Source organism: Vibrio hepatarius (genome assembly GCF_011806575.1).
Lineage (GTDB): Bacteria > Pseudomonadota > Gammaproteobacteria > Enterobacterales > Vibrionaceae > Vibrio > Vibrio hepatarius_A.
This window is the reverse complement of the sequence record NZ_JAATOO010000019.1, coordinates 76859-89232: the sequence shown is the minus strand read 5'-3', so window position 1 is coordinate 89232 and position 12374 is coordinate 76859. Positions and strand designations below refer to the sequence as shown.

Here is a 12374-nt window from a genome sequence, read left to right as displayed (position 1 = left end):
GCCATAATTGACGATGCTCTTTCAAGTAGTAGGCACCAGTAAGCGGTAAGCCGAGCAGTTGGAACAATTTCTCTATGTTAGCGGTGTTGGTTTCCAGTGCTTTGATATCAATTTGGTTGGGCGTTTTCATGGCGTTGAGCAAAATCTCACGGCTTGTCTCAAAGCGGTGAATGAAGTTCTGTTCGGTGTTAACTGGCCATACTAAGCGGTACACCATAGAGAACGTGATTACGCCAAGAATGGTTTCTTGCATACGCAGTACAGCGAAGTGGAACGTTGCTTGGTTATCAAATCCTCCCATACAGGCGATGATGGAACACACTGAAAAACCGACGGTAAATACATCGCCATATTTTTTGTCACTCGACATATAAATGCACATACCTAGAAACAAAGTGAAAAAGGTGAGAAACAAAAAACGGTCTTGAGAGAACATCGCGATAAGGAAAAAGGCATAACCGGTACCCAATAAAGTTCCACGCAACCGGTTATGGCCTTTGTTTATCGAGTGAGCGAAGCTTTCATTCAACGCCATTACCGCGACAGCGATGGCTGACCAATAAGGTTTCTCCCATTGAAACCAGAAGGCAAGGCAGATTGCGATAACAATGGATAGCGCAGCTTTGATCGCTTCTTTGGTTGAGGGGTTGAACATAACAATCACCTAATTACTTAATGATTTTAATAGAAGCGGTCATTCCAACGCGCAACTGTAGGTTGTCTGGCAGTTCATCTAGCTTTACCTTAATTGGAATACGTTGAGCTAGGCGTATCCATTGGAAGTTAGGATTCACATTAGGTAGGAGAGCCTGACCCGTACTGCCGTCTTGTTTCGCAATACCGTAGCCAATACTTTTGATTTCACCTTTCAGTTGCACATCGTTGTGCATCATCAAAGTCACGTAAGCAGTATCTTGAGGATTAACGCCCACTAAGTCCGTTTCTTTGAAGTAACCTTCTACCCAGAAACTGTCTTCATCAATTAAAGCCACAACCGGAGAGTTCGCCACGACTTGAGAGCCTACTCGTAAGTTCAGGTTGGTAATGTAACCGTTGGTTGGTGCATAAACCTTGGTGTAATCGAGGTTCAACTTTGCTTCTTCAACATTGGCTTTCGCGAGTTCTACGTTGGCAACCGCCGTTTCTACCGCATTGTTTAGGTTGTTCAGTGTTAATACTGGCACAGCCCCAGGTGTGCGCTTCTCTAAATTGAGTGCACGCTGTTCTTCGTTTTTTGCTTTTGCTAACAGAGCAACAGCTTGCCTTTTTGTCGCCAAAGCTTTGTGGTACGACGCTTTATAGATACTTGGGTCGATCTCAAACAATAAGTCGCCTTGTTTCACTTGCGAGTTGTCTTCGGCATACACGTTAATGACTTGTCCTGTTACACGGGGCGTTATCGAAACGATGTGCGCGCTGACCTGACCATCTCTAGTCCAAGGGTTGTTTGTGTATGATTGGTAGTAGCTGAAAATCACGGTGCCAGCGGAACACAGTAATAACAGTGTGATGAGATAACGTTTTATCACGGGATTTGCCTCAAAAAATGGTAATGAATCGGCCAATAACGCCAGTAAAAATCACAATTAGACTCAGCTCAGCGAGCGCAGGAAATGCTACGTATTTGTGGAACCCCAGTTTTGTCGCAACGGTTCCAACCAAAATGGTGAGCATGTAAGCCAATGTGATCACCAGTAACAAGGGGGGGAAGTAGACTTCACCCCATACGAGTTCATGTGGCATTGAGTTCATGGTGCTTTTCTCTATTAACTTGATGAATGGAAAGATAAGGCAAATGATGACAACGGTGATAATCGCATTTGTAGGGCTTAATCCATCAAAACAAAGATGTGATGCGTTATATAGAGGGAATTGTGCAACGAAATGGTTTTTCGGAGGGCGAAAATAAAAATAAAATTATTTTCTGATTTATCTTACGTTCATTGAATAGACCTAACTCATTCAATTTTAAACAATTTTCCTTCAATGCTTATTCTTTAATACGCGAAGTGATGATTTCATCCTTCAAATAGGATTACGAGTTGTGAGATTTTGTTCCTAATATTCACTTCGAAGCAAGCGAGATGCTTTTTAAATTAAATGATCCAACAAATATGAGTGACAGATTATTCGTTAGATTATTTTAGTCCTATATTTATTAGCAAGAGTAAAATTGTCATGGAAATTATTTCTAATCTATTTGAAATGGCACCATTTGTTGCTCTCTTTATTACGCTCTCTCTAGGTTATATGGTAGGTAAAATTACCATTGGTCGATTTGTTCTTGGCGGTGTTGCCGGAACATTATTAATGGGTGTAATTATTGGGCAATTTGGTGTTCATATTGATCCCGGCGTAAAAAGCATTTTCTTTGCGCTCTTTATTTACGCAGTAGGTTATCAGGGTGGCGCGCAGTTCTTCAAAGCATTGAACTTCCGAACCATCAATATTCTACTTTCTGCTGTAGTGATGACGGTTTCTGGCCTACTTTGTGTACTAGCAGCAGCTTGGATGTTCGACCTAGATAGAGGCACGGCAGCAGGCCTAGCAGCGGGTGGTTTGACCCAATCGGCAATCATAGGTACAGCTGGTGATGCGATCGCACGTCTTGGCGGTGTGACAGAAGAAGCGAAGCACCTAATGCAGACCAACGTCGCAGTAGGCTACGCAGTTACGTACATCTTTGGTTCGCTTGGTCCAATTCTTATGGTGACGTGGGTATTCCCAACATTGATGAAGTGGGATATCCGAGCAGAAGCGATTGCTCTAGAGGAGAAAAACTCGAATGGCAAGCACGAGCTAGCACCGGGCGAATTCAATGCAGTAACGGCATTGGTTACACGAGCATTTAAGGTGAGCAAAGATGGCGGGCTAGCAGGTAAAACCTTAGCTCAGCTAAACCAACAGTCGTTGGCGGCTTGTATTGAGTTAATTCAACGCGATGGCAAAGTGCTAGAGGTGGACAAATACACCGCGCTGAAAGAAGGCGACGTCATTGTTGTCACTGGTCGTCGCAATGCGGTACATCAGTTGCAAGATGGTTTGGCAGACAACGAGATTGTGCTACCAGAAGGCTATGAAGTTATTGAAGAAAACCGCCAATTGATTGCTGACAACCGCAAACTGATTGGTAAGTCACTGCAAGAGATCAAAGAAGCATCAAATCAAGGCTCCATGCGTGGTATCTATGTGACGGATTACATTCGTGAAGGTAGTTCAATCGAAATGACACCAGACCTTGTGGTGAAGAAAAACGACGTCATCCAGCTTACGGGTACTGCAAAAGACATCAATCGCGTTGAGAAAAACATCGGTCAACGCATGGGCTCTGCAACTATGACGGACTTCATTGTTCTTGGTATGGGTATGGTGCTTGGTCTGCTTATTGGTCTTATCAGCTTTAAGATTGCCGGTATTCCCGTCACGATTGGTTCTGGTGCAGGTTGCTTGATCTCTGGATTGATTGTTGGTTGGTTACGCAGCCGTAATCCACACGTTGCTCAGTTCCCTGCAGGTGCGGCGAACTTCATTCGAGATTTCGGTTTGGCAGCATTTGTGGGTATTGTTGGTCTTGAGGCTGGCCCTCAAGCGGTCGACACCATTAAAGAACACGGCATGTCTCTGTTGTTCTTAGGTATGGCAGTCACCATCATTCCTCAGTTTATTTCGTTCTTCTTCTCATACTTTGTATTGAAGATTAAGAACCCAGTTGAAGCATTAGGTTGTGTTACGGGTGGACGAAGTGCGAACCCAGCATTCGCTGCTTTAATGGAAAAAACAGGTAACGCAACACCGGTATTCTCATTCACCGTGACTTATGCAGTAGCCAATGTACTGCTCACCCTATGGGGACCAATTATTGTCGGCATTATTACTTTAAACGCAGGCATGTAATTTAAATAAATTAGAAAAATCTTATCGCCTAATTAATTAGGCGATAGGGGAAGTATTATCCAAATTTCAGTAAATAATAGATTAAGGTAAATATTATGACCACGCAAAATACAACGATTGATTTTTCAAAGTTTGCAGATTTAAGCCCATTTGAATTAAAAGACAAACTCATTGAAGTGGCACAAACTGTTCCTGACCGCATTTTATTAGATGCAGGTCGTGGTAACCCAAATTTTTTAGCGACACTACCACGTAAGGCATTTATTCGTTTAGGTGAATTCGCGGTGATGGAAGCAGAGCGTACCTATTCATACCTTGATGGTGGCTTTGGTGGCATTCCAGATGGAATGGGTATCGTTGAACGTTTTGACACGTTTGCGAGCAATAATAAGCAAGACCAAGGTGTGCAGTTTATCGAAAAGTCGCTGAGCTATGCAAAAGACCGTCTAGGTCTACAGAAGCAAGCATTCTTAAATGAACTGGTTAACGCATACCTAGCGTGTAACTACCCAGTGCCACCTCGCATGCTGACAAATATTGAAACCGTCGTGAAGCAGTACATCGCGGAAGAAATGTATGGTCCTATGCCGATCACAACAGATTTCGATCTGTTTGCAACGGAAGGTGGCACCGCATCAATGACTTACACGTTCCAAACGATGTTTAACAACGGTCTAATCAAAAAAGGCGATAAAGTTGCTTTGATCACGCCAATCTTTACTCCTTATTTAGAGATCCCGGAGCTTTCTGAATATGAATTGGAGGTTGTTGAGTTACGCCTTGATGAGACAACATGGCAGCTACCAATGTCTGAAATCCAGAAACTGGCGGATACAGACATCAAACTGCTTTGTGTCGTTAATCCTGCGAACCCAGCATCAGTAAAATTCTCGGATGAGACGCTAGATAACTTAACGAACTTCGTCAATGAGCAACGCAGTGATTTATTCATCATTACTGATGACGTCTACGGCACGTTTGCAGACGATTTTGTATCACTGTTTGCGAAACTGCCATACAACACGCTTTGTGTATATTCGTTCTCTAAATACTTCGGTGCAACAGGCTGGCGTCTGGGCTCGATTGCGATTCAGCACAACAACGTGTTTGACGACGCAATGCGCAGCCTTCCAGAAACACGTCAACTTGAGTTGGACGATCGTTACAAAACGCTAACTCCGGAACCTCGTGAAATCAAGTTTATTGACCGTATCGTAGCAGATAGCCGCAGCGTTGCACTTAACCACACGGCAGGTTTGTCGCTTCCTCAACAAGTTCAAATGGCACTGTTCGCTCTGAACTGCCTAATGGACTCAGAGCAAAACTACAAAGCAGCATGCAAACGCATCATCCGTGAGCGTTACAAAACCCTGTACAAAAACATGGGTGTAGAAATTGAAGAAAACAAAGATCGTGTGGACTACTACACACTGCTTGAGCTCGACACTCTGGGTGGGAAATTGTATGGACCAGCCTTCGTTGAATGGTTCAAAGCGAGCGAAAAGGGCAAAGACTTCCTGTTCCGCCTTGCACATGAAACCGGCGTTATCTTACTCCCGGGCAAAGGTTTCGATGTAGTACACGCATCTGTTCGAGTCTCCCTGGCAAACCTTACTCACCACGAATACGAGCTCATTGGTCGAGCAACGCGCAAAGTGTTGGATGAGTACTTTGCCGAGTTCCAAGGCTAATTAATCTAGCCCAATAAGAATAAGCCTCGGCGTTGTCGAGGCTATTCCGACCAAATAAGCACAGTGTCGTACATTGTGTTTATTTGGTCGCCAAGCTAACAAATTTCGTAACTAAGAGTGACTTATGAAAAGTATTATTTCTATTCAATCTCATGTGGTCTATGGCCACGCAGGTAATAGCTCCGCTGTCTTCCCAATGCAAAGAATGGGGCTCGAGGTATGGCCAATTCATACGGTTCAATTCTCTAATCACACACAATATCAACAAGGTTGGACGGGACAAAAATTTGGTTCTGATGATATTCGTTCATTAATGCGTGGTTTAGACAACATTGAAAAACTCAGTGAATGTGGCGCGGTATTGTCCGGCTATCAAGGCAGCGCAGACCAATGTCGAGCGGTTGCTGAAGCGGTAAGTTTGGTAAAGGACCGTAACCACAGCGCACTCTATGTGTGTGACCCTGTCATGGGTGACCCAGATAAGGGCTGCATTGTAGAAGATGGTGTCAAAGAGGCTATCAGACAAAACTTGTTGCCCATCGCTGATGTGATTATTCCAAACCAGTTTGAATTGAGTGAGTTGACCGGCGTGAAAATAGACTCAATTTATGATGCGGTCACCGCTTGTAAAAAAGCTTTGGATCTGGGACCGAAAATGGTGCTGGTGAAACACCTTCATGCATTAACGGATGGTGCTTTCAGTATGATTCTAGCGATGCCGAAAGCATGTTATTTGGCCCAGCGTCCAAGCATTGACTTTGATTTGCAACCGGTCGGTGTCGGGGATTTGATTTCCGCCATTTTTACTTCTTGTTTGGTGAAGAATATGTCTCCAGTTACGTCATTTCGTCACGCTCACAATGCAGTTTATGGCGTATTAGAAATCACTAAAGACTATGGCACATGGGAACTGCAGACGATCAACGCTCAATATGAATTTGTCGAGCCGACTCATGAGTTCAACATCGTGAAAATTGCTTAGCGCAACAGTATAGGAGTTTAGCGACACACTATAGAAACGAGTCGTCATTGCATTGATGGATAGCATCCTACATTCGTGATTACGGTTTTTTGATGCGCGTAGCTATAGTACCTCTATACAAAGAAACGGACTTCATTTTGACCCCATTAACTTCAAATTGAGTCTCTGGTCATGCATCAGAGAACATTAAATGAGACTAATTATGAATCGTTTAATTTCCTCTGGTGTGACTGTAGCGCTCTCGCTATTGGTAGTGGCGTGCAGTTCACCACATACGCTGGATGTGCGCGTTTCTCAGAGCAACTATAAAGATGTCGAGCTTGCCAGTTCAACACCACAAGAACCATTTCGCATCTGGGCCAATGAAGCGCCCGATTTTCTCTATTCGACGCACAATAAAACCACACCGATCAAAGTGACGGGTGAACAACTCAATATTTTGGCGTTATCAGGTGGCGGCGTAAATGGTGCATACGGAGCAGGTGTTTTGATGGGCTTACAAGAGACAGGTGAACTGAAAGATTACTCCATCATCACGGGGATCAGTGCGGGAGCCTTAATTGCCCCGTTTGTTTTCACCGGTGGCGAAGCGATGCCAAAGATGAAAGAGGTCATGCTCAACATCAACGATAAAAGCGTGTTGGGTAAAAAGAACTTCTTAAACACACTATTTAAGGACGCCTTTACAGATGGTGAAACCCTTTATGATTTCATTGCAAACGCGTACCCAGAGCCAATGATCGAAGCGATGGCACAGCAACATCGCAATGGAAAGCGCCTTTTTATCGGCAGTACCCATTTTGATTCTGGCGAATTGGTGATTTGGAACATTGGCGCTATTGCGAATAGTGACTTAGCGGACAAATCGGAATTGATATACAAAGTGCTTGCAGCGAGTGCATCGATTCCAGGTGTCTTCCCTCCGCAATTTATCGATGTTGAGTATGGAGAAGAAACATTAGAAGAGTTGCACGTAGACGGTGGCCTCGCGGCTCAAGTGTTCTTTAATCCGTCTAACTTTAACTACCGCCAAATCTCGGAGGCATTAGGGTTAGAAAAGACTCCGCAGCTGGATGTGATTCGGAACGGTGCACTGAAGGCTCCTTATCGACCACTAAAAGACAAAGGTTTTGACCTCGTATCGAAAAGTGTCGAAAGCCTTACGTTAGCCCAAACACGTGGTGATTTGTATCGCATGAAATACATTAGTGAAAACAACGATATTGAGATGCAGTTTACCTATATCGACCGAGATTTCGGATACGCAAAAGAGACGAACGACATGTTCGACCCACACTACTTGCTGACGATTTACGAATATGGATTCAAAAAAGCCACTCAGGGTCAAATTTGGGTGACTGAACTTCCTTAATACAGGAAAACAACACCATGAATAAAGCCGCTATAACACTAATGATGCTCACTGCTTCCGCTACTGCACTCGTACAAAGTGGTGTCCATCTTGACCAGCAAAAAAGTGGATAGTGACATGCAATAACTCTCTGCAATCAAACAAGAAGGTATTGCCTTTATCATGATGGATGAGAACTCGAGTTACGTTGCGGTCGAGTACAACTAAGATGAAAAAAACCTACTAACTTTAGTAGGTTTTTTTTATGCAGACGAGAAGGAGTTCAAACGCAGCTTGTTACTGTTACAAACGAGTAATGCTATTATATTTCAATTAAATAACTCTAAAAAGTAAGCGCAACCTATGAACTTTAGTTTTGAACAACTTCTCGCGTTCGTGACTGTTTATGAACAACTCTCGTTTAGCAAAGCCGCGATCAAACTCAATAAGCACCGAACCACGATAGGGCAGGTGATTACTAACCTTGAAGATCAACTTGCGGTCAACTTGTTTGAACGAGTAGGACGTTCGGTAGAGCCAACAGAAGATGGTCACCTTCTTTACCATTACGCTAAACTAACTATCGAGCAAGCGCGCACTTTCGATAAATTGGCGCTAAGCCTCTCTTATGGTGGATTAGAAAGCGTCAATATCGCTTATTCTAGTGTGATTCCTCATCGCGCTTTGGTTGAAATCCGCCAGCAATTGCTTCGCGATTTTCCGCTAATGCGCGTGAACTTTTTTGTTAGGAATAAACAGGACATCAAAAGAGGCATAGATAGTGGCGAATACCATTTTGGTATCGTTAATGTTCATGATCGTCAGGCGATGTATAGCTTTGATGCTACCTTCCTTGGGCATTTCGAGTTTTTCCCTTTTGTTCAAAAAGGTGGAGAGCTCTCTAGGTTGGAGAAAAATGAAGTCCTGGTAGCTCTGAAAAACAGCAAGCAATTTGTATTGCGATCTTTTGTTGAAGAAGGCATGGCAGAGAAAATCATTTACAGCTCAGACAATGAAGAAGTCGATCAACTTGCTCTGGTGATAAAGATGGTAGAAGCTGGTTTGGGTTGGGCGCTACTTCCTAAAACATTAGCAAACACTGAGTTTGCCAATCACGCCATTGAACCAGTCGAAGCCGATGAGATGCTAGAAGGCTTCAAGTTTGGCTTCGCGCTTTGGTGTCCACATTCCAAACAAATTGTCGATATCAAAAAGTCGTTACTCACCGTGATAAACAATTATCGCAAGCGATTTGAAGACGGTCTCCGTCGTTAACTCATAGACTCATCCAAATTTTTAACAAGGTTCAATTAGAACCTTGTTTTCGTTTCAGTTAACTATAAGTTCGAGTTTTGATGGATTTCACCCTCTATACAGGAGTGTGAGGTATCCCTTTTTGGGCTTATTCTAGTCTCGCTCTATGGGTAAGCTCAGAGCAAAAAGTGTTTTTACCATATGAACGCTGCACGGAAGCAGATTTTTCAGCCGGGTTCAGTTACCCGGCTTTTTTATCTGAGGGTTAACTTTATGAATCGCCGATACCGCGGGGCGCTTATTTCTCTTTCTGCATTGCTATCATGCTCGTCACTTGCCTCTTTCTATGATCCGGTTGATGGACAGTTCGACATGGGGCATCACATTGCAGAGAATGCTCATGGTTTTTTACCAATACCTATCCTAATTACCGAACCAGCTATCGGATATGGAGGTGGTGTCGCTGGTTTGTTTTTGCATGAAACGCAAGAAGAAAAAAACAAAAGAAAACAAGCGGCGTTATCAGCAATAGATGGAGGAGCGCAGCTCGTGCCGAGTGCAATGACTGTCGCAGGCGCATTAGGTACTGAGAATGGTACTTGGTTTGCGTTTGGTGGACACCGACGCTCTTGGCTTAATGACTCTATTCGCTATGTAGGTGGTGTTGGTGTTGGGGTGGCTAATTTGGATTTGTATAAACACATCTCCTTTGGCCCGATTGAGAAGGAAATCAAATTTGGAACCAAAACATCGGTCGCAGTGCTGGCTCAAAAAGTGCAATTTCGCGTTGCCGATACGCCATTAATGCTTGGTGTAAAACAAATGTTGGCGAAGTCTAAAGTGGAATCGGATAGCAAGTGGATAGATAAGGTCATGCAACTGACCCTTGGAAGTGAAACTGTAACGTCTGGGTTAGGTGTGCTCGCTGAATACGATACTCGCGATAATCTCTTTTACCCTAGCAAAGGGTATAAAGTGACTGCTGACTATATGATTTATGATGATGCTTTAGGCAGTGATTATAATTACCGTACTTTTAACCTTGATGCAGAAGCCTACATCCCGATTGCGGAAAAATGGACGTTAGGTTTGGCTGGCAACTACCAAAATTTTGAGCAGAAAGATTCTATGGTGTCACCGACTGCAAAGCCGTATGTCGCACTGCGGGGTGTTTCTTCATACCGTTACCAAGGTGATGAAATCGAGACCTTGCAAGCTCAACTTACTTACAGCATTAACCATCGTTGGAAAGTGAGTGGGTTTTATGGCGCGGGTCAAGCGACCCAACGTAGTGGCGATGAACAAGATAGCCAAGTTAATGCTGGTGGCGTAGGCTTTCGTTATCAAATTGCTCGTCGATATGGTCTACACATAGGCATGGACTATGCGATGAGTGATGAAGAAAGTGCTATCTATTTCAATGTAGGCAGTGGCTTTTGATTAGCCTCCGAGTCAGTCTAACGAAAAGGTGGCTATTCACTTTATTGTACTGCTTCCAGTTGATTGTTTTGTAACGAGGCTAAGGCATGAGGCTACGACGATTAATGCTTGCAGCCAGATTAGGTCGTAACTTATTGATTTAGTTGTATGGATTAAGCGACAAAGCCGAGAAGCGTGCATAAAAAATCCGATAAACAGGGTCCATCGGATTTTTACATACAGGTAGGAGCATTCAACTGATCCAGCAATTAAAGTCTTAACTGTTCGGCACTAGGAAGCAGTAGAAAGTTTTTTACTCCACATCATCATTCCAAGGTATTTTCTCGCAAAGCGGAGAAAATACCGCCGGAGAATGAATCCCTATCGAGCAGGAAGGCTACCATCCCATATTAAGGAAGTTGGTACCGTAGTGAAAGCCTCGTGACCATTTTCAGTAATAGCAAAGGAGTCCTCAATATTATACGGACCCGGTGCATAAGCACCCGCTGCTGCCATATAGGAGGTCTCTAAACTCACAACCATACCTGGTTCGAATACAACATCAAAACCAGGTGCGAACAGGGGATGGTCCTCAAGCAATGGAGAAAGACTTATGCTGTGCCCCATGTGGCCTCGAGCGTAGTTAGGAAAGATTTTAGACTTTTCTACTTCTGCACGCAATTCAGCATACACTTCTGACATTTTCACGCCTGGTTTGAGCAATGATTTCCCCTTGAGGAACCCTGCATACAAAGCGTCGTATGTTTCTTCATGCTTGGCACTTGGTGAGCCGCCAACGGCCCAGGTGCGCGTGATGTCGGAGATGTACCCAAAATGGGTACCGCCGCCGTCAATACGCATAAGATCACCCTTTTTAATCACATAATTTCGATTCGTACCAGATACGCCCCAATATGGTCCAATGCCGATCTGGAAAGCCATTCTGGACATGGAGAATTCTTTATCTTCTGCCCAACCTGCCGACATAATCATATTTTCGAGCATCAGTGCATTCATGCCGGGCTCAAGCTGTTGAGCCACACGAGCCTGGACGCGCTCCATGTGCTGCGCGGCCATGCGCATCATATCAATTTCCCATGGTGTCTTGATCAAACGGGCTTCAAATAGCAAGCTGTCAGAGTCCACTGACAGTTCTTGTTTTACTTGGCTGTTTAGATAACCAATAAGTCCACCAAGCAACGCACCTTTCTCAATACCGAGCTTACCGTTGCCTGCCATATCTTGGGCAGCCTTCAATGCATCTTTGAATCCGGCCAATGGGTCAATAGTCGCGCTACGTTCCTTGCGCGACTCTGGTGTTCCATCGTCGACGAACACGAAACCCGGCATAGGCGAAACATCAACATTGTTAGTCATTCTTGGCGCATCATCACTTTCCATCAAGTTGATGAACAAGTGTGCATTGCCATTCGCTGGAATAACCGCGACGGCTTGAGATCCGGCTGGAACACCGCCCATGTAGGCGAATCTTGATACGTAGCCTGTGGAATAAGCGATATTTTCAGGCTTGACAACAATGAGTGCGCCAATACCATCACGCTTCATCAGGCTTTGAATGCGGCCCAATATAGCCTGCTGATCACGCTTGGCCAGTAATGGGTGAATATTTTTACCTGCAGGCGGAGCTGTAAATTGGCGTGTGAGTTCTTTCTCGTCTGTTTTAGCTTGGGCAAGTCGTCCCGGAAGAGCAAAGCCAGCCGCAGATAAACCAGCTAACGCACCAAACTGTCTTCTACTAATTTCCATCGTAAACATTTCCTTT

The 12374-nt window shown here is 44.2% G+C and carries 10 protein-coding genes; 6 read left to right on the top strand and 4 right to left on the bottom strand.

Going from position 1 to position 12374, the window contains the following annotated elements:
• The 3 genes from HCZ42_RS15320 to HCZ42_RS15310 form a co-directional block, all read right to left on the bottom strand.
• Positions 1-655 (bottom strand): FUSC family protein (locus HCZ42_RS15320; protein WP_175579526.1); only part of this gene is annotated, 655 nt, incomplete at its 3' end.
• A 13-nt stretch (positions 656-668) separates the two neighbouring features.
• Positions 669-1529, bottom strand: a complete 861-nt coding sequence (locus HCZ42_RS15315) for an HlyD family secretion protein (RefSeq protein WP_167421518.1) — start codon at positions 1527-1529, stop codon at positions 669-671.
• Between the two features lie 10 nt (positions 1530-1539).
• Entirely contained in the window at positions 1540-1752 is a 213-nt protein-coding gene (locus HCZ42_RS15310) for a DUF1656 domain-containing protein (RefSeq protein WP_167421517.1), read from the bottom strand.
• A gap of 426 nt (positions 1753-2178) precedes the next feature.
• Between HCZ42_RS15310 and aspT the strand changes: the two genes are divergently transcribed.
• The 6 genes from aspT to HCZ42_RS15280 all read left to right on the top strand — a co-directional run bounded on the left by aspT (position 2179) and on the right by HCZ42_RS15280 (position 10612).
• Complete coding sequence (gene aspT, locus HCZ42_RS15305) at positions 2179-3894, top strand: aspartate-alanine antiporter (RefSeq protein WP_167421516.1); 1716 nt, start codon at positions 2179-2181, stop codon at positions 3892-3894.
• 95 nt (positions 3895-3989) lie between these two features.
• Positions 3990-5585 (top strand): bifunctional aspartate transaminase/aspartate 4-decarboxylase, encoded by a 1596-nt coding sequence (locus HCZ42_RS15300; RefSeq protein ID WP_167421515.1) that lies wholly within the window; start codon positions 3990-3992, stop codon positions 5583-5585.
• Between the two features lie 124 nt (positions 5586-5709).
• Positions 5710-6567, top strand: a complete 858-nt coding sequence (pdxY, locus tag HCZ42_RS15295; protein WP_167421514.1) for a pyridoxal kinase PdxY — start codon at positions 5710-5712, stop codon at positions 6565-6567.
• A gap of 202 nt (positions 6568-6769) precedes the next feature.
• Positions 6770-7939, top strand: coding sequence for a patatin-like phospholipase family protein (locus HCZ42_RS15290; protein WP_167421513.1), 1170 nt, complete (start codon positions 6770-6772; stop codon positions 7937-7939).
• A 342-nt stretch (positions 7940-8281) separates the two neighbouring features.
• Complete coding sequence (locus tag HCZ42_RS15285) at positions 8282-9193, top strand: LysR family transcriptional regulator (protein WP_167421512.1); 912 nt, start codon at positions 8282-8284, stop codon at positions 9191-9193.
• Positions 9194-9445: 252 nt separating this feature from the next.
• Positions 9446-10612, top strand: a complete 1167-nt coding sequence (locus HCZ42_RS15280) for a BamA/TamA family outer membrane protein (RefSeq protein WP_167421511.1) — start codon at positions 9446-9448, stop codon at positions 10610-10612.
• Between the two features lie 360 nt (positions 10613-10972).
• On the opposite strand, the gene HCZ42_RS15275 is transcribed toward HCZ42_RS15280, so the two are convergent.
• Positions 10973-12358 (bottom strand): M24 family metallopeptidase, encoded by a 1386-nt coding sequence (locus HCZ42_RS15275; RefSeq protein WP_167421510.1) that lies wholly within the window; start codon positions 12356-12358, stop codon positions 10973-10975.
• Positions 12359-12374 lie beyond the last annotated feature (16 nt).